Raw genomic sequence first — 22,699 nt, 5'->3', positions numbered from 1 at the left:
GTTGCCCCCGTCATGACCACTGCGATCGCGTACACCGAGTTCGGGGGCCCTGAGGTCCTGCATGAGATCCCCGTTCCCGAGCCGGTGCCGGCCGCCGGTCAGCTCGCGATCCGCGTGACGGCCGCCGGCGTCAACCCGATCGACGGCAAACTCCGCTCCGGTCGTCGGCCATCGGGCGAGATCACTGCGCCGCGCCGGGTCGGCGGCGACGGCGCGGGTGTCGTGACCAGCGTCGGCGAAGGGGTCGACGGGTTCCGCGTCGGCGATCCGGTGGTGTTCGCCGGGGCGTCGGGAGCGTACGCGACGGATGTCGCGGTGACCGCCGCCCACGTCTTCCCCCGGCCCCCGCAGGTGAGCGCGGCCGAGGGCGCCGCGCTCGGCATCCCGATCGGCACGGCGTACCAGACGCTCCGCTCCCTCGCGGTCGGCAGCGCAGACACCCTGCTCGTGCACGGCGGCTCGGGTGCAGTCGGGCAGGCGCTCATCCAGTTCGCCGTGCTGTGGGGAGCGACCGTCGTCGCCACGTCGTCCGAAGGCCGATTCGACCGCGTCCGGGAGCTCGGTGCCCTGCCGGTGGCCTACGGCGAGGGGCTCGCCGACCGCGTCCGCGCAGCCGCTCCGCAGGGTGTGACCGTCGCCATCGACGCCGCCGGCACCGACGAGGCCCTCCAGACCTCTCTCGAGCTCGTCGCCGACCGGCAGCGGATCGCGACGCTTGTGAGAGGACGGGATGCTGCGGGCCTCGGCATCCGCGCCTTCTCGGGCGGCTCGCCCGAGCCGCTCACCGCGCAGCAGCAGGTCTGGCGCACCGAGGCGGTGCCCGTCGCGCTCGCGCTCATGGCCGCCCGGAGCTTCTCGGTGGAGCTCGGCCCGTCCTTCGCGCTCGCCGACGCCGCCGAGGCGCATCGCGCGATCGAATCCGGCGTCCCGGGCAAGATCACGCTCGTGCCGTGACCCGGCCGGTCAGACGGTGCCGGTGACCTCCGCGGGCGCCGGGCCGGTCGCGACCGGGCGTCCCGGAGTGTTCGACCACTGACTCCACGAGCCCGGGTAGATCCCCAGCTCCATCCCGGCGAGCTCGGCGGCGAACACCGCCTGCGCGGCGGTGACGCCCGACCCGCAGTAGGCCGCCGCGGTCACGCCGTCGCCTGCGCCGACCGTGGCGAAGAGCGCACGCAGGGCCGCAGCATCCCGGAATCGCTCACCGTCCATGTAGGCGGCGGTCGGGAGGTTCACGGCACCCGGGATGTGGCCCGCGATCGGGTCGATCGGCTCCACCTCGCCGCGGTAGCGCTCGGCGGCGCGCACGTCGATGAGGACGCCCGAGGCGGCGAGCGCGGCGGCCTCGTCGATCGACAGCACCGGCTCGGCGATCGGCGCGAGCGAGACCGCGCCCGGTTCGGGCGTGACGGGTCCGGACTCCAGCGGCAGGCCGGCCGCGGTCCAGGCGCCGAGACCGCCGTCGAGGAGGCGGACGTCCGCGATGCCGGAGCGCGTCAGCAGCCACCACGCGCGCGATGCGCCCAGGGCGCGATCGTCGTCGTACACGACCACCGTGTCGCCGTCGTCGATGCCCCAGCGGCGCGCGGCCGCCTGCAGCGCTTCACGGGGAGGAAGCGGATGCCTCCCCTCATCGGGACGGCCGTGCTGCGAGAGCTCCGTCTCCATGTCGACGTACACGGCGCCCGGCACATGACCTTCGAGGTGCTCGGCACTGCCGTCGGGGCGGTCGAGCCGGTAGCGCACATCAAGCACGCGCACGGCGGAGGACCGGAGGAGATCGTCGAGTTCTGCGGGGGTGATCAGCTGCGCCACCCGACCATTCTCGCGTGCCCGCGCGCTACCGCCCCGCGAACGGCCCCGGGCCGGGCGCGCAACAGTTCGACACACGAAGCACCGCCCGGGGCACCGCGGCTCGACAATGGTCTGCATGCCTGAACAGACTCGTCCTGCCGCCCCTCGCTCGTTCGCGACGGCGCAGGTGCAGGCCGGGTTCGACTCCGGCATCGCGGAGAACACCGCCGTCCCCTCCATCCACCAGTCCAACGGCTTCGAGTTCCGCTCCCTCGCCGAGGCACGCGACCTCTTCGCGCTGCGCAAGGACGGCAACATCTACAGCCGTGCGGCGAACCCGACCGTGCTCGTGTTCGAGCGTCGCGTCGCCGAGCTCGAAGGCGGCATCGCCGCAGCCGGTGTCGCATCGGGACAGGCCGCCGTCGCCGTGGCACTCCTGGCGCTCGCGAAGCAGGGCGAGCACATCGTCGCCGCCCGCCAGCTCTACGGCGGCACGATCGACCTCCTCCAGGACACCTTCGCCGACTGGGGCATCGAGGTGACGTTCGTCGACCAGGACGACCTCGACGCGTGGCGCGCCGCCGTCCGGCCGACCACCCGCGCACTGTTCGCCGAATCGATCTCGAACCCCATCGCGCAGGTGCTGGACCTCGGCGCGGTCGCCGCCGTCGCCAAGGAGGCCGGCGTGCCCCTGGTGATCGACAACACCGTCGCGACGCCGTACCTGCAGCGCGCGAAGGACTTCGGCGCCGACATCGTGGTGCACTCCGCCACCAAGTTCCTCGGTGGCCACGGCACCTCTCTCGGCGGCGTCGTCGTCGACCTCGGCACCTTCGACTTCACGGCGGAGCCCGAGCGCTGGCCCCAGCTGACGCAGACGTACCCTCGCGTTCCGGACGGCAGCCTCGTGGAGCGCTTCGGCGAGACCGGGTCCCCGTACATCGCGCTGGTCAAGACCAAGTACGTGCACGACCTGGGCCCGTCGCTGTCGGCCTTCAACGCCTTCCAGCTGCTCCAGGGTCTCGAGACCCTCGACCTGCGCATGGAGCGGCACACCGCGAGCGCCCTCACGGTCGCCCGCTTCCTCGAGACCCACCCCGCCGTGTCGCGCGTGCACCACCCGGGGCTGGCGTCGAGCCCGTGGCACGCGCAGGCCGCGGCGTACCTCCCCCACGGCGTGAGCTCGGTGTTCGCGTTCGACCTGCCCGCCACGGGCGATGCCGAGGCGGACTTCCGGCTCGTCGAGGCGTTCATCTCGCGCCTGCAGGTGATCCGCCTCGTGGCGAACATCGGCGATGCGCGCAGCCTGGTCGCGCACCCCTCGTCGATGACGCACAGCCACATGTCGCCGACGCAGCTCGCCGAGGCGCACATCAGCCCGACCACGGTGCGCCTGTCGATCGGCCTGGAGGACGCCCGCGACATCGTCGACGACCTCGCCCGTGCACTCGACCAGATCCCGGTTGCCGAGAGCCGCAACGAACTCGCGGAGAGCGTCGCCCGCTAGTCGATCGGGCCCGCGACGCCGTGGCGCCGCTAGCCTCGTTCCATGACCTCGCCCTCCTCCCCCCGTTGGGGGATCCTCGGACCGGGCGGCAGCGCCCGTGCGTTCACCAGCGACCTGCGCACCGCGGGACTCGACGTCGCCGCCGTGGGTTCGCGGCGCCGCGAGACCGCCGAGGCCTTCGCCGCCGACTTCGGCATCCCGCGCGCCCACGGCTCGTACGAGGAGCTCGTCGCCGATCCCGACGTCGACATCGTCTACATCGCCACGCCGCATCCGATGCACGCCGCGAACGCGCTCCTCGCCCTCGAGGCGGGCAAGCACGTGCTGGTCGAGAAGGCGTTCACCCTCAACGCGGCGGAGGCCGTGGCTGTGCGCGACGCGGCAGCGGAACGCGGACTCCTCGCGATGGAGGCGATGTGGACGCGGTACCTGCCGCACATGGTCCGCATCCGCGAACTCGTGGAGTCAGGCGCCCTCGGTGAGATCCGCGCCGTCACCGCCGACCACACGCAGCTGCTCCCCTCCGACCCGGCGCACCGCATCAACGCACTGGATCTCGGCGGCGGCGCCCTCCTCGACCTCGGGATCTACCCGGTCTCGTTCGCGTGGGACATCCTCGGCGAGCCGCTCTCGATCGCCGCGGCCGCACGCATCGGCGATGCCGGATCCGACACCGAGGTCGCGACGATCATGACGCACGCGTCGGGTGCGCTGTCGACCTCGATCTCCGCATCCCGCGGCGCCGGCCCCAACACCGCGACGATCATCGGCACCGAGGCACGGATCGACATCGACAGCGTCTGGTACTCGGCCACCTCGTTCCGCCTCGTCAGCCCCGACGGCACGGTGATCGAGGAGTTCCGCTCCGACATCGACGGCCGTGGCATGCAGTACCAGGCGCTCGCGGCCGAGCGGTACCTCGCCGAGGGTCGCACCGACTCCGACGTGCTGCCGATCGACGAGACCGTCGCGATCATGGCGACCCTCGACGAGATCCGCGACCTCGTCGGCGTCCACTATCCCGGTGAGGAGTGACATGCCCGATCTGCTGAGCCCCCGCGTGGCGGTGTACCTGGACTTCGACAACATCGTGATGTCCTGGTACGACCGCGTGCACGGCAAGAACTCCTACTCGCGCGACCGTCAGAAGATCGCGACGGATGCCTCAGACCCCGAGATCGCCGAGCGCCTCGCCGCCGCGACGATCGACGTCGGCGCCATCATCGACTACGCGACGTCGTTCGGCACCCTGGTGCTCACCCGGGCGTACGCGGACTGGTCGGCGCCGGTCAACGCGGAGTACCGCTCGCAGCTCGTGGCGCGCGCCGTCGACCTGGTGCAGCTCTTCCCCGCGGCCGCATACGCGAAGAACGGCGCCGACATCCGTCTCGCCGTGGACACCGTCGAGGACATGTTCCGCCTCCCCGACCTCACGCACGTGGTGATCGTCGCCGGCGACTCCGATTACGTGCCGCTCGCCCAGCGCTGCCGCCGCCTCGGCCGCTTCGTCGTGGGCGTGGGCGTCGCAGGATCGACCGCGAAGTCACTCGCCGCGGCGTGCGACCAGTTCGACTCGTACGACGCGCTTCCCGGCGTGGCGGCTCCGCCGACGGGGAAGAAGGATGCCGCGCCGCAGCGCGCGTCGGGCAGCCGGCGCTCGCGGAAGGCCGCCGTCGATCCGACCGAGTCGCTCCTCGAACGCGCGCTGCGCCTGGAGAGCGACAAGGAAGGCGTGGAGTGGCAGCACGCCTCGGCGGTGAAGAGCCTCATCAAGCGGCTCGACCCGTCGTTCAGTGAGAAGGCCCTGGGCCACAAGAGCTTCTCGGAGTTCGTGAAGGCCCACCCCGGCGTCGCCGAGGTCGACGAATCCGGAAACATCGTCCTCATCCGCCTGGCCGCCGACCGGCGCTGAGTCAGGCGGGCGCGACGCGCGCGAGGAACTCGAGCATCCCGGCGTTGAAGGCCTTCGGCTGCTCGATGTTGGCGGCGTGCCCGTCCTTGGCGATCACGGCCGACTCGCCTCGCGAGGCGAGCGCCGCCGATGCCGTGGCGTGGGAGCTCGGCCAGAACTCGCTCTCGGCGCCGGCGACGAACAGCACCGGCACGTCGGTCGCGGCGATGACCTGGCGCCAGTCCGCCTTGGCGTGGTCGTTCAGGAGCGCGAGCTCGCCGTGGGTGAACTCCCGTTCGGCGCCCTTCATGGCGCGCAGCAGTCGCAGGAGTCGCCTCCCGCGGCGCAGCATCGGTGTGCCGTGCCCCGTGTCGGGGATCCCTTCGGCGAAGTAGGTGTCGACGTTGCCCTCGGTGTACCCGTGGAAGCCGTGCGGCCAGTCCGAGGTGTTGAGCATCTTCGGCGTCTGGTCCACGCTCACCACCGCGGCGACCCGGCCGTCGCCCTCCTGCCCGAGGTACGACCAGATCGTGCTGGCGCCCATCGACCCGCCGACGAGCACCGCGCCGCGGAGATCCAGTGCCTCGAGGAGGTTACTGACGTCCCGCCCTCTGCGAGCCATGTCGACACCCGATGACGGGCGTTCGGCGGCGCCGTGCCCGCGGAGGTCGACGGCGAGCACACGGTACCCGGCGCGTTCCAGCGCGGAAAGCTGGTACGTCCAGCTCGATGCGGCGGCCTTGAACCCGGCGAGCAGCACCAACGGGCGGCCTGCTGGATCGCCGGACTCTTCGTACTCCAGCCGGACACCGTCGTCGGCGCGGATCGAGGGCATGTCATTCTCCGTTCGGGAAGGCCTTGCCGGGGTTGAGGATCGACGCCGGGTCGAGCGCGTCCTTGATCGCGCGGTGCAGGCGCAGCACCGCCGGGCTCAGCTCCGCCGCCGCACCCGGCAGCTTCAGCAGCCCGACGCCGTGCTCGCCGGTCACCGTACCGCCGAGGGAGCGACAGTCGTCGACGATGCGATCGAACGCGACCTTCGCCCGCGCCTTCGCGTCGTCGTCGCCCTCCGGCGCGATGATCAGCGGATGCAGGTTGCCGTCGCCCGCGTGGGCGATGTTCGCGATCACGACGCCGGCGTCCGCCGCGGCGGCCTCGATGCGCGCCAGCATCTCGGGGACCGCCGCACGCGGTACGCAGATGTCCTCGGTCAGCACCGGACCGAGCCGCTCGAGCGCGGGATAGGCGAGCCGACGGGCGGTGAACAGCCGGTCGACCTCATCAGGGTCGGCGGCGCGCTCCACGCGGCTGCCACCCGCGGCGCGGAACAGCTCTTCGATGCCTGCGGCGAGCTCCTCGCCGCGGGCGCCGGCTTCGTCGACCTTGGCCAGCAGGAGCGCCGACGCGTCCTCGGGCAGATCCCAGCCCTGCCACTCGGCGACGGCGTGCAGGCACGTGCGGTCGATGAGCTCGAGGGCCGAGGGCACGATGCCCGCCTCGGTGACGGCGGCGACCGCGCGACCGGCATCCGTCAGCGTCCGGAAGTAGCCCACCACCGCGCGCTCCTCGCGACCGCCGAGCGGCCGGAGCTTCAGCGTGACGTCGACGATGATGCCGAGCGTGCCCTCCGAGCCGACGAAGAGGCCGGCCAGGTCGTAGCCGGTGACCCCCTTCGCCGTGGTGCGTCCGAGCTTCGCCACGCTCCCGTCGGCGAGCACGACGGTCATGCCGAGCACGTAGTCGCGCGTCACGCCGTATTTGACGCAGCAGATGCCGCCGGCGTTCGTCGCGACGTTGCCGCCGATCGTCGAGATCGCCTGGCTCGCGGGGTCCGGCGGATACCAGAGCCCTGATCCCGCGACGTGCCGGCGCAGGTCGTCGTTGAGCACGCCCGCCTCGACCACCGCGTACCGCTCGGCGACGTTCACCTCGGTGATCCGGGTCATGCGCTCCAGCGAGAGGACGAGGCATCCGTCCGTCGCATTCGCGCCTCCCGAGAGCCCCGTGCCGGCACCGCGAGGCACGATCGGCACGCCGTGCGCGGCGGCGGTGCGGACCGTCGCGACGACGTCGTCGATGGACGATGCGAACACGACGGCGGCGGGCATCGCGTAGTCGGCCCACTCGGCGTCGTCGTGGCTCAGGCGGTCGCGCGTCTCGTCGTCCGTGACGACGGCGTGCGGGGGCAGTGCGGCGCGGAGCGCCTCGACGACGGTGTGCATGGCGTACCGATGCTAATGCGTGCCGTGAGAGCCGCGTCCGCGACGCTGCGTGAACCCACAGCCGACCTGGGAAATCGGCCGTGGGATACAGTGTGACCTGTGGCACGCCGTCAAGCCCCGCCGGGCTCGCAGACCTCGCTCCGCGAGGCCAATCGCGCGCGTGTCATCGAGTCGCTGAAGCGCCATGGCCGCCTCACCCAGATCGAGCTCGCCGGGAGCACGGGCCTCTCACCCGCCACCGTCTCGAACATCGTCAAAGAGCTGACCGCGTCGGGCCTCCTGCACACGTCGTTCACGACGAGCAGCGGACGCCGCGCGACCCTGGTGTCGCTCGCCCGCCGTCTCGGACTGGTCGCCGGCGTCCACTACAGCTCCCGCCACCTGCACATCGCGATCGCCGACACCGCGCGCACCATCGTGACGCAGTCGTCGCTGCCGCTCCCCCTCGACCACCGCCACGACTCCGAGCTCGACCGCCTCGCACTGCTGCTCGGCGACATGATGGAGTCCCTCGGCGGGTCCATCGCCGACCTCCTCGGCGTCGGCCTGGCCCTTCCGGCGCCCATCGACCCCCGCACGGGGATGGTGTCGACGCCGGGCCTGCTGCGCGGCTGGGAGAACGTCGACGTGGCCGAGAGCCTGGCGATCCGCATCGGCCGCCCGGTGCACGTCGACAGCGAGGCGAACCTCGGCGGACTCGCCGAGGCCCGCGAGGGCAACGGACGGTCTGCGGCATCGTCGGTGTTCATCCGCGTGGGCCACACGATCAGCGCCGGCCTCGTCGTGAACGGCGACCTCTTCCGCGGCGTCAACGGCAAGGCGGGCCAGATCGGCCACGTCACGCTCGACGAGAACGGCCCCATCTGCCGCTGCAGCAATCGCGGATGCCTCGAGACCTATGCCGGCGGCCCGGCACTGCTGTCGCTCTTCCCGCCGAGCGAAGGCATGCACCGCCTCGGTGACCTGCTGCACGCGGCCGAACTCGGTGACGGCGCCGCACGCCGCGTGATCGCCGACGCCGGCCGCCACATCGGCATCGCCGCGGCGAGCCTGTGCAACCTGTTCGACCCCGAGATCATCGTCGTCGGCGGCGAGCTCGGCCAGGCCGGTGAGATCCTCATGGCCCCGATGCGTCACTCGCTCGAGCGCACTGCGCTCCCGTCGGCCGACGGCCTCCCCGAGATCGTCGGCGCGTCGTTCGGGGAGTGGGCCGAGACGCGCGGCGCCATCGCGATCGCCCTCGACCACGTCACGGTCGACGCCCAGCTTCCGACTGCACCGTCACTGCCCATCACCGCATAGGCTCGTCCGATGCCCCGTACGCGACTGGATCGGCCGCGACGGCGCCCGAGCGGGCGTCGCGCGCTGGCGGCAGCATCCGGTGTCCTCCTCGCCGCAGCGATGCTGTCGGCGTGCTCCGGCGCACCCGCGCCGGGCGGAACCCCCTCCGACGACACGATCGCGCTGCTGCTGCCCGACGCGAAGACCGCACGGTACGAGACGTTCGACCGGCCGATGTTCGAGGCCCGGGTCGCCGAGCTCGGCGACTACGAGGTGCTCTACGCCAACGCCGACCAGGACGCCGCGAAGCAGCAGCAGCAGGCGGAGTCGGCACTGACCGCCGGTGCCGGGGTGCTCGTGCTCGACCCGGTCGACGCGAACGCCGCCGTGAGCATCGTGAGCTCGGCGAACGCCAAGGGCGTGCCCGTGATCTCGTACGACCGGCTCATCGCCGGCGGCGACCTGGCGTACTACATCTCGTTCGACAACGAGAAAGTCGGGGTGCTGCAGGCCACCGCGTTCGTGGAGGGCGTGGACGCGGAGGACGAGGGCAGCGGCATCCTGATGGTCAACGGCTCCCCCACCGACAGCAACGCGGCGCTGTTCAAGCGCGGCGCCCACAGCATCATCGACGGCAGCGGTCTGCGCGTGCTCGCCGAATACGACACCCCCGGGTGGAACCCCGAGAAGGCGCAGGAGTGGGTGTCGGGCCAGATCGCCCAGCACGGCGGCGCCATCGCCGGCGTGTACGCGGCGAACGACGCGACGGCGGGCGGCGCCATCGCGGCGCTGCGGGTCGCCAACGTCGATCCCCTCCCGATCGTGACGGGCCAGGACGCCGAGCTGTCGGCGATCCAGCGCATCCTCACCGGCGACCAGTACATGACCGTCTACAAGGCGATCAAGCCGCAGGCCGAACTCGCCGCCGAGGTCGCGGTCAAGCTGCTGCACGGCGAGAAGGTCAGCGCCCCGCTCCAGATCCAGGGGACGCCCGCCACTCTGCTCGACCCGGTGGCCGTGACGATCGACGACATCATGGACACCGTCGTGGCCGACGGGTTCTGGACCGTCGAAGACATCTGCACCCCGGCGTACGCGGATGCGTGCGAAGCGGCGGGCATCGGGTAGGGTCCTGACTCTGACAGGGGTCGGCTGGGGATCGATGAGGACGAGGCGAGGATGTCGATGACGCACCCGCGGGCGGGACGCCCGCGCGAACGCGTGCTGACGATGCGCGGCATCGGCAAGCGCTTCGGCGCGGTCAAGGCGCTCACCGACGTCGACTTCTGGGTCAACGAGGGCGAGGTCGTCGCCCTCGTCGGCGACAACGGCGCCGGCAAATCGACGCTCGTGAAGGTGCTCGCCGGTGTGCACCCGCCCGACAGCGGATCGATCGAGTTCGACGGCGAGCCGGTGGGCATCGACACCCCGGCCGACGCCCAGGAGCTCGGGATCGAGACGATCTTCCAGGACCTCGCCCTGTGCGACAACCTCGATGTGGTCGCCAACCTGTGGCTGGGCCGGGAGCTGCGCGACGGTGCGACGCTCGACGAGGTCGACATGGAGCAGCGCACCTGGACCCTGCTGCGCGAGCTGTCGGCGAAGATCCCGTCGGTGCGCGTGCCCGTCGCCTCGCTCTCCGGCGGGCAGCGCCAGACCGTCGCGATCGCACGGTCGCTCATCGGCGAGCCCCGTGTCGTCATCCTCGACGAGCCGACCGCCGCGCTGGGCGTCGCGCAGACCGCCGAGGTGCTCAACCTCATCGAGCGCCTGCGCGAGCGCGGGCACGGTGTCATCCTCATCAGCCACAACATGGCCGACGTCATGGCGGTCGCCGACCGTGTGGTGGTGTTGCGCCTCGGCCGCAACAACGGCGTCTACAACGTCGCCGACGTCACGAGCGAGACGCTCATCGCGGCCATCACCGGTGCGGTCGATCACTCGGCCACCCGGCGCGCACCGGAGCGGACGGATGCTGCGGCCCCGCCGCCGCCCGCCGGTCCGCCGCTCGACGAACCGCCGCTGGACGAGCACACCGCCGGCGGCACCGTGATCCGCATGCCCCGCGCCGGCTCTCGCAGGCCCCGCCCGCGCGGGGACGGGTCGCGATGAGCCTCCACGGCGACGAGCGCCTCGCGGATGCGCCCGTGGACGAACGGCTCCTGAGCGGGAGCGGCCTCCGGCACGCGGCCGAGGCGTTCGTGTCGCGAGTCCGCGGCGGCGACCTGGGCGCGCTGCCCGTCGTGCTCGGCATCGCGGTGATCTGGACCGTGTTCCAGCTCCTCAATCCCGTGTTCCTCTCCAGCGAGAACCTCGTCAACCTCACGATGCAGTGTGCGGCCATCGGCACGATCGCACTCGGGGTCGTGGTCGTCCTGCTCGTCGGAGAGATCGACCTCTCGGTCGGCTCGGTCTCGGGCCTCGCCGCCGCCGTGCTGGCTGTGACGTTCGTGCAGCTGCAGTGGAACCTCGTCCTGTCGCTGATCGCGGGCATCGCGATCGGCTGCCTCGTCGGGCTGCTCTACGGCTTCCTGTACACGAGGTTCGGGCTGCCGAGTTTCGTCATCACGCTCGCCGGTCTGCTCGGCTTCCTCGGGCTGCAGCTGTGGGTGCTCGGCGAGACCGGGTCGATCGCGATCCCGTTCGACTCGTGGCTCGTGCAGTTCGCGCAGCAGATGTTCCTCCCGGTGTGGGCGTCGTACGTCGTCGCGGTCCTCGCGGCGGGCGCCTTCGCCTGGTCGCTCCTACGCCGGTCACGACGGCGCGCTGCGGCGAACCTGGTGAGTCAGAGCTACGGCGAGATCGCGCTGCGGAGCGGGGTGCTGCTCGCCTTCCTTCTCGTGGCCACCTGGTACCTCAATCTGTACCGGGGCGTCGGCGTCATGTTCCTGTTCTTCCTCGGGCTGGTGGTCGCGATGAACTTCGCCCTCACCCGCACCCGCTGGGGGCGCGCGGTCTACGCGGTCGGCGGGTCCGTCGAGGCGGCGCGGCGCGCCGGCATCAGAGTGGACCGCATCTATCTCTCGGTCTTCGCGATGTGCTCCACCCTCGCCGCGGTCGGCGGCATCCTCGCCGCCGCACGGCTGGCTTCCGCGAACCAGAGCTCGGGGACCGGAGATGTGAACCTCAACGCGATAGCCGCCGCCGTCATCGGCGGCACGAGCCTCTTCGGCGGGCGCGGATCGGCGTATTCCGCGCTCGTCGGCATCGTCGTGATCCAGTCGATCTCGTCCGGGCTGACGCTGCTCAACCTCGACTCGTCGGTGCAGTTCATGGTGACCGGCGTGGTGCTCGTTCTGGCGGTCATCGTCGACTCGCTGTCGCGACGCACACGCGCCGCGACGGGTCGAGCCTGAGCGCTTCATCACGCTCGCTGTCTTCACTTGACGAACGCTCCCAGCGGGAGTACAGGTTCTGACGTGGCTTTGCCTACGCGAAAACAGCGGTTTTCACTCGCTTCGTACGCATTCTGCACGGTAAACGCTCTCTAAGCGCCGTGCGCCCGGGTCCGCGGCGCGCACGATGCGGGGCGTTGCCAAAGCGTTATGTTCAAGACTTGACGATAAGAATCCATGTCGTCGATGATCGCATCAGCGCGATGAACGCCAGGGACGATCCTGGGGACTCGCCCGCTTCAATGACGAAAGGCAAGAGATGAAGAAGTCTTCGATCCTCGCCGTGGCCGCCCTCACGGGCGCCGCTGCGGTGATGCTGGCCGGCTGTTCCAGTGGGGGCAACGGCGACGGCGGCTCGACCGAGGGTGGCGGCGACGCCGCGAGCCGCGCGTGCGTGATCCTGCCTGACGCGGCCTCGTCGCCGCGCTGGGAGAACTTCGACCGCAAGTACCTCCAGGAGGGCCTGGAGGCGGCCGGGTTCGACGCCGACATCCAGAACGCGCAGGGTGACGTCAACAAGTACTCGACGATCGCCGACCAGCAGCTCACGCAGGGCTGCGGCGTCATGCTCCTCGTCGACTATCAGGGCGCTGCCGAGGCGGTCGCGACGAAGGCCAAGGCCGAGGGCATCCCGGTCATCGCCTACGACCGTCCGTTCACCGGTGCGGACTACTACGTGTCGTTCGACAACACCGAGGTCGGACGCATGGAGGGCCAGACCGTGCTCGACGGTCTCGAGACCGCGGGCAAGGACCCTGCCACCGCGATCGTCGTCTACATGGGCGGCGACCCGACCGACGGCAACGCGGCGATGTTCCACGACGGCGCCGTCGAGGTCATGGAGGCTGCCGGCATCAAGGCGGCCGCCGAGCCTCCCGGGGTGTGGGACCAGGCCAAGTCGCAGACCAACTTCGAGCAGGCGCTGACCTCGCTCGGCGGCAAGGTCGACGGCGTCTGGGTCGCGAACGACACCAACGCGGCCGGCGTCATCAAGGTCCTGCAGGACAACAACCTGACCGGCGTCGCCGTGTCGGGCCAGGACGCGAACGTCGCGGGCCTGCAGAACATCCTGCTCGGCTGGCAGACCGCCACGGTCTACAAGCCGGTCAAGGACGAGGCCACGGCCGCTGTCGACACCGCCGTGTCCCTGCTCAAGGGTGAGGACGTCACCGCGCAGGCCAAGCTCGACGACGGCACGCCCTACATCCAGGTCACGCCGATCCTTGTCGGACCGGACAAGGTCAAGGATGTGGTCGCCGCCGGTGACGCCGACTACGACGATGTCTGCACGCCTGACGTGATGGCAGCCTGCGAGCAGTACGGAGTGACTGCCCAGTAATGGAGCAGTCTGCGGACTGAGCCGCAAGGGGCGTCGCGCCGCACGGCGTGACGCCCCTTCGCGCCGGACCATGGCATTCCCAAGGAAGCGAGCATGTCAGACACAATCACCACCACCCCGGCCACCGCGGTCGGCGCCGAGCCGATCATCCAGCTGGTCGGCGTCAAGAAGTCCTTCGGGCCGGTCAGCGTCCTGAAGGGCGTCGACCTGAAGGTCCACCCCGGCAAGGTCACCGCCCTGGTGGGCGACAACGGCGCCGGCAAGTCCACGCTCATCAAGGGCCTCGCCGGCGTCCAGCCCTACGACGAGGGCGAAGTCCTGATCGACGGCCAGCACCGCGACCTGCATGCGCCCCGTGACGCTTCGGGCCTCGGCATCGAGGTCGTCTACCAGGACCTCGCGCTGTGCGACAACCTCGACATCGTGCAGAACATGTTCCTCGGCCGCGAGGAGCTCTCCTTCGGCACCTTCGACGAGGGCCGCATGGAGAAGGAGGCCTCCGACACGCTGCGTTCACTCTCGGTCCGCACCGTGAAGTCGGTGCGGCAGAAAGTGTCCAGCCTGTCGGGCGGCCAGCGTCAGACCGTGGCGATCGCCCGTGCCGTGCTCAAGAAGGCGCGCGTGGTCATCCTCGACGAGCCGACCGCCGCCCTCGGCGTCGCGCAGACCGAGCAGGTGCTGAACCTCGTGAAGCGCCTTTCCGAACAGGGCGTCGCGGTGATCCTGATCAGCCACAACCTCGCCGACGTGTTCGAGGTCGCCGACGACATCGCCGTGCTGTACCTCGGCCAGATGGTCGCGCAGATCCCGACGTCCTCGACCACCCGCGACGACGTGGTCGGCTACATCACCGGCACCAAGACACCCGCCGGCGTCTCGATCCTCGACACGTCGACCGTTCGCACCGAAGGAGGCGCGGAATGAGCAGCAACGTCACCCGCACCGAGGCCGCTCCCGACCCACTCGCCAGCGACATGATCGGCAGCGGCGTCGAAGGCGGTGTCAGCGACCAGATCCGCGCGTGGTGGCAGCGTGTGCGCGGTGGCGACATGGGCGCCCTCCCCGCGATCGGCGGCCTCGTCGTCCTCGGAGCGCTGTTCTCGATCCTCAGCCCGTTCTTCCTCACTGAACGCAACTTCGCCAACCTGCTCAACCAGGCCGCCACGCTCGTCGTGCTCGGCATGGCGCTCGTGTTCGTGCTGCTGCTCGGCGAGATCGACCTGTCGGCCGGTGTCACCGGCGGCGTCGGCATGGCGCTGTTCGTCGTGCTGAACGCCCAGTTCGGCATCCCGTGGCCGCTCGCGCTGCTGATCGGATTCGGGTTCGGGTTCCTCACCGGCGCCCTCATAGGTTTCTTCGTAGCGAGAGTCGGCATCCCGTCATTCGTCGTGACATTGGGCTTGTTCCTGGGCTTCCAGGGGCTCGCGCTGGTGATCATCGGCCCGGGCGGCCTGTTCCGTCTCGAGGTGCCCGAGCTCATCGCGCTGCAGAACGGCAACCTGCCGGTGTGGGGCGGATGGGTCATGCTCGTGATCATGCTCGCGATCTCAGCAGGCACGTCGTTCTGGGACCGCGCCCGCCGCACCCGCGCCGGCGTGCCCAACCGCGCCCTCTCGATGGTGTGGATCAAGCTCGCCGCGATCGCGGTCATCGGCGGAGTGGTCGTCTACGTGCTCAACCAGAACCGCGGGCAGTCCGTGGTCGAGGTTGCGGGCGTGCCGATCGTCGTGCCCGTCGTGCTCGTGATCCTGTGGATCGGCACCTTCCTGCTCGACCGCACCAAGTTCGGCCGGTACATCTACGCCATCGGCGGCAACGCCGAGGCGGCACGCCGCTCCGGCGTGAAGGTGCGCTGGATCAAGTGGTGGGCGTTCGTGATCTGCTCCAGCCTCGCCGTGTTCTCGGCGCTGCTGAGCGTCGCGCGCGTGGGTTCGGTCGACGCGACAGTCGGCCGCGACATCGTCCTGTCGGGCGTCGCCGCGGCGGTCGTCGGCGGCGTGAGCCTGTTCGGCGGCAAGGGCCGTCTGATGCACGCCGCGATCGGCGCCCTCGTCATCGCGACGATCACCAACGGCCTCGGCCTGCTCAACCTCCCGGCCGGCATCAACCTGCTGGTCACGGGCGGCGTGCTGATCCTCGCTGCGACCGTCGACGCCCTCTCGAGGGTGCGGTCGGGCGGCGCGCGGTAGCGTCGCGATGGCATGCGAAGAGCGCCGGGTGGATGCTTCCACCCGGCGCTCTTCGTCTACGCCGAGGTGCGCGCCGCGATCACCTCGTCGACCCACGCCGGCACGAGCTCGCTCGCCAGGCCCGCCCGCGCTTCGTCGAACGGCACGGCCGGGTCGCTGGGCTCGAGGTTCAGCTCGACGGTCCGCGCCCCGAACGCGGCCGCCAGCGCGACGTATCCCGCGGCCGGATACACCTCCCCCGACGTGCCGATCGAGACGAACACGTCGCACGCGACGACGGCCTGCTCGATGCGATCGAGCTCGTACGGCATCTCACCGAACCAGACCACGTCGGGGCGCAGCATCCGTTCTCCGCAGACCGGGCAGGCGGGACGGTCGAGGAGGTCGTCGTCCCACTCGGGGCGGGATCCGCACGCGAGGCAGAGCGCGCGGCGCAGCTCGCCGTGCATGTGGACGAGGTTGCGAGTGCCGGCGCGTTCGTGCAGGTCGTCGACGTTCTGCGTGACCACGAGCAGGTCGTCGCCGATGGCGCCCTCCAGCCGGGCGAGCGCGCGGTGCGCTCGGTTGGGAGCGACGGATGCCACGGCCCGGCGTCGCGCGTCGTAGAACGCCTGGACGAGGTCGGGGTCGCGCTCGAAGCCCCCCGGCGTCGCGACGTCCTCGATGTCGTGCCCCTCCCAGAGCCCGTCCGCCCCGCGGAACGTGGGCACGCCGCTCTCGGCCGAGATGCCGGCGCCGGTCAGCACGACGATGCGGGTCATCGCACGGTGCCGGGCGCGACGTGCGACAGCACGCGCTCCCAGACGTCGGCCAGGATGAGCCGCGCCTCGAGGTCGTCGGTCCGCGGCACCATCTCCACGCGCGCCGACGACAGATGGTTCTTGAACCACTGCGCCGCGCCCGACGCGGCGGTCGGATCCGCCTGGCCGTTCATGAGGAGCGTCTTCGCGGCGATGCGGTCGAGGACCCCGGCGACCTCGCTCGCGCCGAGCTCGGACTCGGGTCGGGGGACGGCGACGAGCGCCAGCCTGTCGACGCCCTCGCCGAGATGGGCCGCGACCAGGATCGCGAGCTCGCCGGCCTCGCCGACTCCCACCAGACCGACCGGGCGACCGTGCGACTCCTCGGCGATGAACCGCGCGATGACGCTCGCGGTCGCTTCTGCAGGGGTCGCGCCGCGGTACGCGGCGGGGTCGTCGATGTCGTCGACCGTGAGCCCCACCGCGACGATCCTCGCGTCACGCCGTGCGGTGGCATCGGGGCGTGGATCCGACAGGGTCGAGACCCCCGAGCGGAGCAGCACCACGGTGCGCTCGGCCCCGGGTGCCCCGAAGCTGCGGTTCTCGTACGAGGCGTCGGGCGCGGGTCCCTTGGTCATGGCGAAATCCTACGAGCCCTTGCGGTGAGGTGGGCTTCGGCCACGCGAAGTCCGTGAGACCACCTTCGGCCGCCGAGACCGCAGGGTGTCCCCAGGGTCTCGGCGGCCGATCGTGGTCTCACGCCGAGGAGCGGGATCTCAGGCCATCAGCGGGATGGCGCCGACCAGCACGCCGACCGCGAGCATCGCGAGCGACACGATCGTGGCGCGCCACAGCACCTTCTTGTGGTGGTCGCCGAGGTTCACGCTCGCCAGCGAGACCAGGAGGAGGATCGCCGGCACCAGCGGGCTCTGCAGGTGCACCGGCTGGCCGGTGATCGATGCCCGCGCCATCTCGACCGGCGCGATCCCGAAGTGCTCCGCACTCTGCGCGAGCACGGGGAGGATGCCGTAGTAGAACGCGTCGTTCGACATGAAGAACGTGAACGGGATCGACAGGATGCCGGTGATCACGGCGAGGAACGGGCCGAGCGAGGCCGGGATCACGGTGGTGATCCAGGTGGCCATGGCGTCGACCATGCCCGTGCCGTTCAGCACACCGACCAGCACGCCCGCGGCCAGCACCATCGAGACCACGCCGACGATGCTCGGAGCATTCGCGACGATCTCGTCGGCCTGGCTCTTGAGCTTCCGGAAGTTGACGACCAGCGCGATCGCGGCGCCGACCATGAAGACGTACGCGAGCGGGAAGATGTCGAGGACCAGCAGCACCATCACCACGAGCGTGAGCGCCAGGTTGAACCAGATCAGCTTCGGCCGCAGCGTCGCGCGGTTCGGGTCGAGCATGGTGTCCGCCATCGCGGTGTCTTCCCGGTCCACCACCGCGGTCGCCGCGGGCACGCCGCCGTGACCGCCGGCGAGGGTGACGATGTTGCCGGTGCGCAGCGTCGCACGGGCGCCCGGCTTCGTGTCGGCGCCGCGGAAGATCCGCGGGCCGGCGAGCGAGCCGCCGTCGCCGAGGCGCGAGGCGTCGATGCTGCCGATGCGCTTGCGCTCCGAGAGGCCGAGGAACCACGAGAACGTCAGCGCGATGACCAGGCCGGCCGCGAGGGACGGCAGCATCGGCACGAAGATGTCGGTCGGCTGCAGGCCCAGCGCTGTCGCTGCGCGCACGGTCGGACCACCCCACGGCACGATGTTGAGCGTCCCGTTCATGAGGCCCGCCACGCACGTGAGCACGACCGGGCTCATGCCCAGACGGAGGTAGATCGGCAGCATCGCGGAGGTCGTGATGATGAACGTCGTGGACCCGTCGCCGTCGAGCGACACCGCTCCGGCGAGGAGCGCCGTGCCCAGCACGACCTTCGCCGGGTCATCGCCCAGCAGCCTCGTGATCGCGCGGATGAGCGGGTCGAACAGCCCGACGTCGATCATGATGCCGAAGTACATGATCGCGAACATGAGGAGGGCCGCCGTGGGGGCCATGCTGCCGATGGCATCGATGATCATGTCGCCGAGGCCGAGCCCCGCGCCGGCGAACAGGCCGAACACCGTGGGCACGAGGATGAGCGCGACCATCGGCGTGAGCCGCCGCGTCATGATGAGCGCCATGAAGACGAGCACCATGGTGAACCCGAGGGCGACCAGCACCCATTCGGGCGGGACGAAGGCCGTCGCGTAGCCTTCGTCGGCCTCGGCGGCCTGGAGGAGGAACGGTGCTGCCGCGTTCATGTCGACTCCTTCGTCGTGGGGTGCGTCAGGTCTCCCGCACCGTTTCGCGGTGCGTCTGAGAGAGGTTAGGGTCGAGCCCCGGACGGGCGCGCGGTAAGTCGCATTCCCTCGCGTTGTGCGCGTAGCGTGTGTTCTGCGCATTCTGCTCAGGCGCAGTCCGCTCACACACCCGGGAGGTGACATGCGCTTCGCGACACGGCTGCTGCTCGTGCAACTGGCGACGGTCGCCGCCGTCGTCGCCGTGTGCGCGCTCGTCTTCGGATGGCTGGGCGTGCGCCAGCTGCGCGCGGAATCCGAGGCTGCCGCCCTCAACATCGCCCGCACCGTCGCGGAAGACCCCGACGTGAAGTCCCTCGTCGCCGAGTTCTCGGCGGACCCGGGAACTCCGGATGCCGCAGACCTCCGTGACGGTCCGCTGCAGCGGATCGCCACCGATGTCGCGGACCGCACCGACGCGCTGTTCGTCGTGATCACCGACGACCACGGCATCCGTCTCGCCCACCCGAATCAGGACCTGCTCGGCCAGGTGGTCTCGACGCCCTTCGCCGAGGTGCTCGAGGGCAACGAGGTGGTCGACTGGGAGGTCGGCACGCTCGGCGAGTCCGCGCGGGCGAAGGTGCCGATCTACGCCGATGCCGGGGGCGCCCCGGCCGGCGAGGTCAGCGTCGGCTTCGAGCGCGCGAGCGTGTTCGACGACCTCCCCGCGCTCCTCACGACGATCGCGGTGGCCGCGCTCGGCGGAGTCGCGCTGGCGACGCTGGCGACGCTGCTCCTGCGGCGGCGCTTCGAACGGCTGACCCTCGGACTCCAGCCCGAGGAGCTCGTGGCCCTCGTCCAGAACCAGGCCGCGGTGCTCGAGGGCGTCGGGGACGGCGTGGTCGCCCTGGATCCCGACGGCGTCGTCCGCGTGTGCAACGAGGCGGCGGAGCGGATGCTGGGACTCGACGATCCCGTCGGCCGCCGGTTCAACGAGCTGGCGTTACCCGAAGACGTGCTCCGGGCCGTGCGCGAGGGCGCGACCGCCGTCGAGGCGGTCGTGGGCGACCGCGTGCTGTACCTCGACACGCGTCCGGTGCGCCGCGACGCCCGCGCGCTCGGAGAGATCGTCGTGGTGCGCGACCGCACCGATGTCGAGGCGCTCGCCGGACGGCTCGAGACCGTCCGCGCCATGACCGAGGCGCTCCGCGTGCAGCGCCATGAGTTCGCCAATCGTCTGCATGTCGCATCCGGGCTGATCGATGCCGACCGCGTGGAGGAGGCACGCGCGTTCCTCGGCGACCTCACCGAACGCGGAGCCGTCGACTTCGCCGTCGCCGGGCTCGAGCGCGTTCCCGACGCATTCCTCCAGTCGCTCCTGGGCGCGACGGGGGCGGCGGCGCGCGAACGGGGCGTGAGCGTGCGGGTCTCCGACGACACTCTGCTGCTGAGCGAGGTCGCACTGCCGGAGGACGTCGCGGCGATCCTCGGCAACCTCGTCGGCAACGCGGTGACCGCGGCGGTCGCCGGCGACGAACCGCGCTGGGTCGAGGTCGCGCTGCTCGGCGACGGCGATGAACTCGTGGTCACGGTCGCCGACTCGGGCGGCGGCATCCGTCCCGTCGGGAGCGATCCGTTCGCCCGCGCCGGCTCTCGCTCGGCAGACTCGGGCCCCGGCGACGCGGTGCACGGACACGGCTTCGGTCTGCCGCTGTCCCGCGACCTCGCCCGCCGGCACGGCGGCGACGTGTGGCTCATCGACGCAGGCGGCCTCGGTTCGGGTGCCGTGTTCGGGGCGCGGCTTCCGGGCGCGCTGCGCACCGATGCCGCTGTCCCTCGAGAGGAGAATGCATGAGCCAGCCCATCCGTGTGCTCGTCGTCGACGACGACTTCCGCGTCGCCGGACTGCACCGCGACGTCGTGGCCTCCCGCGCCGGCTTCACCGCGCTGGACCCCGTGCATTCACTCGGGGCCGCGCGCCAGGCCGTGCGCGCCCACGCTCCCGACCTGCTGCTCGTGGACGCGTTCCTCCCCGACGGCGACGGAGTCGAGTTCGTCGCGGGCGTCGACGTGGACGCGTTCGTGCTGTCGGCTGCGACGGATGCTGCGACCGTGCGTCGTGCGCTGCGCGCGGGCGCACTCGCGTATCTGACGAAGCCGTTCGAGGCCCGCGTGCTGGCGGAGCGCCTCGACCGCTACGCGCGCATGCGGAATCTCCTCGCGACCGACCGCCCCCTCGAGCAGGAGCAGATCGACCGCGCCCTGACGATCCTCCACGGCTCTGCGGAACCTGCCACCGTCGCCCGATCCGCGACGGAGCAGCTGATCCTCGAGGGCCTCGGCGACGACGAGGCCTCCGCGGCCGAGGTCGCCGACCGGGTGGGCATCTCTCGCGCGACCGCGCAGCGCCATCTCGCCACGCTCGCCGCGCGCGGACAGGTCGAAGTACGCCTGCGCTACGGCACCACGGGAAGACCCGAGCACCGGTACGTCGCCGCCCGCGGCTGACGGGGCGACGTCGTCACCCTCGCAGGAGCGACCGGAGCGACTCGATCGTGTCGGCCTCGTCGGGGCGCTTGTCGGGGCGGTAGCCCTTCACACGGGCGAAGCGCAGGGCGACTCCGCCGGGGTACCGCGTCGACCGCTGCACGCCGTCGATCGCGATCTCGACCACGGTCTCGGGCCGCACGTGCACGGCGTACGCCGAGCGGTGGGTCTCGATGGTGGGGAAGTGCTCGGTCTGCCACGTCAGCGTCGCGTCGGTCAGGCCCTTGAACGTCTTGCCCACCATCACGAAGCCGCCCGGTTCGCCGAAGACCCCCTCCGGGTCTCGGGCGCCCAGGTGCAGGTTCGACAGCTTTCCGGTGCGGCGACCCGACCCCCACTCGACCGCCAGCACGACGAGGTCGTAGGTGAGCACCGGCTTGACCTTGAGCCAGCTCTTGCCGCGCCGCCCGGCGGCATAGGGGGCGTCGAGCGCCTTGACCATGACGCCCTCGTGGCCCGCGGCGAGCGCCTGCCGCGAGAACTCCTCGGCCTCTGCCGGGTCGTCGGTGACGACACCCGGCATGCGGGCGTCGCCGACGGCTCGATCAAGCAGCTCGAGCCGCGTCGCCAGCGGCTCGTCGATCAGGTCGCGGCCGTCGAGATGAAGGATGTCGAAGAACCACGGCCTCAGCACCGTGGCCGCCGCGTCGTCGCCCATCGATCCGAATCGCGACATCGTGTCTTGGAACGGGCGCGGGCCACCGTCCTCGTCGAGCGACAGCGTCTCGCCATCGAGGATCATCCGCTCGGCGGGCAGTGCCTTTACCGCTTCGACGAGCTCGGGCACGCGGTGGGTGATGTCGGCGAGGCTCCGGGTGAAGACGCGAACGTCGTCGCCGTCGCGATGCACCTGGATGCGCGCCCCGTCCAGCTTGTATTCGACGGATGCTGCGGCCCCGAGCGTCGCGAGCGCCTCCGTCGTCGAGCCCGCCGTCGCCGCGAGCATCGGCAGCACGCCGCGCCCCACCTCGAGACCGACCGCCGCGAGCTCGTCGGCGTCGCCGATGAGCGCGATGCGCGCCGTCACACCCAGGTCGCCGGACAGCATCGCTGCTCGCCGCACGACGGGCGCTTCGCGCTCCGACCCCTTCGCGATCGCATCGAGGAGCACACCCTCCAGCGCCCCGGTGCGCAGCTCGCCGATCATGACGCGCGCCAGGAAGTCCCACTCGTCGGCCGTGGCGGCGCCGGCGAGCGCATCGAGCTCGCCACGGCGCGCGAGCACCGAGCCCGCGCCGTCGGCCCCCGCCAGTCGGCTGAGGGATGCGTCGACATCGAGCACCGTCAGCGTCGGCGTCTCGGCATGGACGACGTCGAGGCCCATGAGACTCCGCCACCCGACGCCGAGCCGCCCCTGCCGCGGGTTGGCGGTGAGGAATCCGATGGCGGGAGCGATCTCGTCGGGCTGAAGCCCGCGCAGCACGGTGGCTAGGACGGCGATCTTGGCCAAGCGCGATGAGGTCGCCGCGACCTCGCCCGTCGCGGTCACCAGCTCGTTCAGCAGCACAC

The 22,699-nt window shown here is 71.1% G+C and carries 20 protein-coding genes; 13 read left to right on the top strand and 7 right to left on the bottom strand.

Annotation, left to right across the window (positions count from 1 at the left end):
* The first annotated feature begins 12 nt into the window (after nt 1-12).
* Complete coding sequence (locus ACFVSU_RS17330; RefSeq protein WP_387145723.1) at nt 13-954, top strand: zinc-binding alcohol dehydrogenase family protein; 942 nt, start codon at nt 13-15, stop codon at nt 952-954.
* 9 nt (nt 955-963) lie between these two features.
* On the opposite strand, the gene ACFVSU_RS17325 is transcribed toward ACFVSU_RS17330, so the two are convergent.
* Entirely contained in the window at nt 964-1,815 is an 852-nt protein-coding gene (locus ACFVSU_RS17325; protein ID WP_387145720.1) for a sulfurtransferase, read from the bottom strand.
* Between the two features lie 115 nt (nt 1,816-1,930).
* Between ACFVSU_RS17325 and ACFVSU_RS17320 the strand changes: the two genes are divergently transcribed.
* Genes ACFVSU_RS17320 through ACFVSU_RS17310 form a run of 3 tightly spaced genes read left to right on the top strand, consistent with a single transcriptional unit; the run spans nt 1,931 to nt 5,213 of the window.
* Complete coding sequence (locus tag ACFVSU_RS17320; protein WP_387145717.1) at nt 1,931-3,301, top strand: O-acetylhomoserine aminocarboxypropyltransferase/cysteine synthase family protein; 1,371 nt, start codon at nt 1,931-1,933, stop codon at nt 3,299-3,301.
* A 42-nt stretch (nt 3,302-3,343) separates the two neighbouring features.
* Nucleotides 3,344-4,336 carry a Gfo/Idh/MocA family protein gene (locus ACFVSU_RS17315; RefSeq protein ID WP_387145714.1) on the top strand — a complete coding sequence of 331 codons (993 nt, stop codon included), beginning with the start codon at nt 3,344-3,346 and terminating at the stop codon, nt 4,334-4,336.
* Nucleotide 4,337: 1 nt separating this feature from the next.
* Nucleotides 4,338-5,213: an NYN domain-containing protein gene (locus ACFVSU_RS17310; protein WP_056368154.1), complete on the top strand. Its 876-nt coding sequence runs from the start codon at nt 4,338-4,340 to the stop codon at nt 5,211-5,213.
* 1 nt (nt 5,214) lies between these two features.
* Here ACFVSU_RS17310 and ACFVSU_RS17305 read toward each other — a convergent pair whose 3' ends face one another.
* Both ACFVSU_RS17305 and ACFVSU_RS17300 read right to left on the bottom strand, forming a co-directional pair.
* The gene (locus ACFVSU_RS17305) at nt 5,215-6,027 is read right to left on the bottom strand and encodes an alpha/beta fold hydrolase (protein ID WP_387145710.1); all 813 of its coding nucleotides are present in this window, start codon (nt 6,025-6,027) and stop codon (nt 5,215-5,217) included.
* Between the two features lies 1 nt (nt 6,028).
* Nucleotides 6,029-7,414 carry an FAD-binding oxidoreductase gene (locus tag ACFVSU_RS17300; protein ID WP_387145707.1) on the bottom strand — a complete coding sequence of 462 codons (1,386 nt, stop codon included), beginning with the start codon at nt 7,412-7,414 and terminating at the stop codon, nt 6,029-6,031.
* Between the two features lie 99 nt (nt 7,415-7,513).
* On the opposite strand from ACFVSU_RS17300, the gene ACFVSU_RS17295 reads away from it, so the two are divergent.
* From ACFVSU_RS17295 to ACFVSU_RS17265, 7 genes are all read left to right on the top strand, one after another.
* Nucleotides 7,514-8,716, top strand: coding sequence for an ROK family transcriptional regulator (locus tag ACFVSU_RS17295; protein ID WP_387145704.1), 1,203 nt, complete (start codon nt 7,514-7,516; stop codon nt 8,714-8,716).
* Between the two features lie 9 nt (nt 8,717-8,725).
* On the top strand, nt 8,726-9,823 hold the full coding sequence (locus ACFVSU_RS17290; RefSeq protein WP_387145701.1) for a sugar ABC transporter substrate-binding protein: 1,098 nt from the start codon (nt 8,726-8,728) through the stop codon (nt 9,821-9,823).
* Nucleotides 9,824-9,874: 51 nt separating this feature from the next.
* On the top strand, nt 9,875-10,807 hold the full coding sequence (locus tag ACFVSU_RS17285; protein ID WP_310292118.1) for an ATP-binding cassette domain-containing protein: 933 nt from the start codon (nt 9,875-9,877) through the stop codon (nt 10,805-10,807).
* Nucleotides 10,804-12,051, top strand: a complete 1,248-nt coding sequence (locus tag ACFVSU_RS17280; protein WP_387145696.1) for a sugar ABC transporter permease — start codon at nt 10,804-10,806, stop codon at nt 12,049-12,051. Before ACFVSU_RS17285 ends, ACFVSU_RS17280 begins: the two co-directional genes overlap by 4 nt.
* A 298-nt stretch (nt 12,052-12,349) precedes the next feature.
* Nucleotides 12,350-13,429, top strand: a complete 1,080-nt coding sequence (locus ACFVSU_RS17275) for a substrate-binding domain-containing protein (protein WP_310292121.1) — start codon at nt 12,350-12,352, stop codon at nt 13,427-13,429.
* A 93-nt stretch (nt 13,430-13,522) separates the two neighbouring features.
* Nucleotides 13,523-14,353, top strand: coding sequence for an ATP-binding cassette domain-containing protein (locus tag ACFVSU_RS17270; protein WP_310292123.1), 831 nt, complete (start codon nt 13,523-13,525; stop codon nt 14,351-14,353).
* Nucleotides 14,350-15,618, top strand: a complete 1,269-nt coding sequence (locus ACFVSU_RS17265) for a sugar ABC transporter permease (protein WP_387145692.1) — start codon at nt 14,350-14,352, stop codon at nt 15,616-15,618. The genes ACFVSU_RS17270 and ACFVSU_RS17265 overlap by 4 nt, the downstream gene beginning before the upstream one ends.
* 56 nt (nt 15,619-15,674) lie before the next feature.
* Here the strand turns inward: ACFVSU_RS17265 and ACFVSU_RS17260 are convergent, their stop codons facing one another.
* From ACFVSU_RS17260 to ACFVSU_RS17250, 3 genes are all read right to left on the bottom strand, one after another.
* Nucleotides 15,675-16,379, bottom strand: a complete 705-nt coding sequence (locus tag ACFVSU_RS17260) for an NAD-dependent deacylase (protein WP_387145689.1) — start codon at nt 16,377-16,379, stop codon at nt 15,675-15,677.
* Nucleotides 16,376-16,996, bottom strand: coding sequence for a hypothetical protein (locus ACFVSU_RS17255; RefSeq protein ID WP_387145686.1), 621 nt, complete (start codon nt 16,994-16,996; stop codon nt 16,376-16,378). Before ACFVSU_RS17255 ends, ACFVSU_RS17260 begins: the two co-directional genes overlap by 4 nt.
* Before the next feature lie 138 nt (nt 16,997-17,134).
* Nucleotides 17,135-18,667, bottom strand: coding sequence for a CitMHS family transporter (locus ACFVSU_RS17250; protein ID WP_387145684.1), 1,533 nt, complete (start codon nt 18,665-18,667; stop codon nt 17,135-17,137).
* Between the two features lie 181 nt (nt 18,668-18,848).
* On the opposite strand from ACFVSU_RS17250, the gene ACFVSU_RS17245 reads away from it, so the two are divergent.
* Entirely contained in the window at nt 18,849-20,498 is a 1,650-nt protein-coding gene (locus ACFVSU_RS17245) for an ATP-binding protein (RefSeq protein WP_387145681.1), read from the top strand.
* Nucleotides 20,495-21,151, top strand: coding sequence for a response regulator (locus ACFVSU_RS17240; protein WP_375872617.1), 657 nt, complete (start codon nt 20,495-20,497; stop codon nt 21,149-21,151). The genes ACFVSU_RS17245 and ACFVSU_RS17240 overlap by 4 nt, the downstream gene beginning before the upstream one ends.
* Nucleotides 21,152-21,164: 13 nt before the next feature.
* Here the strand turns inward: ACFVSU_RS17240 and ACFVSU_RS17235 are convergent, their stop codons facing one another.
* The gene (locus tag ACFVSU_RS17235; protein WP_387145677.1) at nt 21,165-22,697 is read right to left on the bottom strand and encodes an ATP-dependent DNA ligase; all 1,533 of its coding nucleotides are present in this window, start codon (nt 22,695-22,697) and stop codon (nt 21,165-21,167) included.
* Nucleotides 22,698-22,699: the final 2 nt, after the last annotated feature.

Origin of the sequence: Microbacterium sp. NPDC058062 (genome assembly GCF_042885375.1) — a bacterium.
GTDB classification, from domain to species: domain Bacteria; phylum Actinomycetota; class Actinomycetes; order Actinomycetales; family Microbacteriaceae; genus Microbacterium; species Microbacterium trichothecenolyticum_C.
This window is presented reverse-complemented; position numbering and strand designations above follow the sequence as displayed.

What these genes read in the sequence shown, in the direction of transcription:
- ACFVSU_RS17260 (WP_387145689.1), bottom strand. Translation starts at nt 16,379, where the DNA reads ATGACCCGCATCGTCGTGCTGACCGGCGCCGGCATCTCGGCCGAGAGC.
- ACFVSU_RS17255 (WP_387145686.1), bottom strand. Translation starts at nt 16,996, where the DNA reads ATGACCAAGGGACCCGCGCCCGACGCCTCGTACGAGAACCGCAGCTTC.
- ACFVSU_RS17240 (WP_375872617.1), top strand. Translation starts at nt 20,495, where the DNA reads ATGAGCCAGCCCATCCGTGTGCTCGTCGTCGACGACGACTTCCGCGTC.
- ACFVSU_RS17265 (WP_387145692.1), top strand. Translation starts at nt 14,350, where the DNA reads ATGAGCAGCAACGTCACCCGCACCGAGGCCGCTCCCGACCCACTCGCC.
- ACFVSU_RS17310 (WP_056368154.1), top strand. Translation starts at nt 4,338, where the DNA reads ATGCCCGATCTGCTGAGCCCCCGCGTGGCGGTGTACCTGGACTTCGAC.
- ACFVSU_RS17270 (WP_310292123.1), top strand. Translation starts at nt 13,523, where the DNA reads ATGTCAGACACAATCACCACCACCCCGGCCACCGCGGTCGGCGCCGAG.
- ACFVSU_RS17245 (WP_387145681.1), top strand. Translation starts at nt 18,849, where the DNA reads ATGCGCTTCGCGACACGGCTGCTGCTCGTGCAACTGGCGACGGTCGCC.
- ACFVSU_RS17330 (WP_387145723.1), top strand. Translation starts at nt 13, where the DNA reads ATGACCACTGCGATCGCGTACACCGAGTTCGGGGGCCCTGAGGTCCTG.
- ACFVSU_RS17285 (WP_310292118.1), top strand. Translation starts at nt 9,875, where the DNA reads ATGTCGATGACGCACCCGCGGGCGGGACGCCCGCGCGAACGCGTGCTG.
- ACFVSU_RS17315 (WP_387145714.1), top strand. Translation starts at nt 3,344, where the DNA reads ATGACCTCGCCCTCCTCCCCCCGTTGGGGGATCCTCGGACCGGGCGGC.
- ACFVSU_RS17250 (WP_387145684.1), bottom strand. Translation starts at nt 18,667, where the DNA reads ATGAACGCGGCAGCACCGTTCCTCCTCCAGGCCGCCGAGGCCGACGAA.
- ACFVSU_RS17320 (WP_387145717.1), top strand. Translation starts at nt 1,931, where the DNA reads ATGCCTGAACAGACTCGTCCTGCCGCCCCTCGCTCGTTCGCGACGGCG.
- ACFVSU_RS17280 (WP_387145696.1), top strand. Translation starts at nt 10,804, where the DNA reads ATGAGCCTCCACGGCGACGAGCGCCTCGCGGATGCGCCCGTGGACGAA.
- ACFVSU_RS17305 (WP_387145710.1), bottom strand. Translation starts at nt 6,027, where the DNA reads ATGCCCTCGATCCGCGCCGACGACGGTGTCCGGCTGGAGTACGAAGAG.
- ACFVSU_RS17290 (WP_387145701.1), top strand. Translation starts at nt 8,726, where the DNA reads ATGCCCCGTACGCGACTGGATCGGCCGCGACGGCGCCCGAGCGGGCGT.
- ACFVSU_RS17275 (WP_310292121.1), top strand. Translation starts at nt 12,350, where the DNA reads ATGAAGAAGTCTTCGATCCTCGCCGTGGCCGCCCTCACGGGCGCCGCT.
- ACFVSU_RS17300 (WP_387145707.1), bottom strand. Translation starts at nt 7,414, where the DNA reads ATGCACACCGTCGTCGAGGCGCTCCGCGCCGCACTGCCCCCGCACGCC.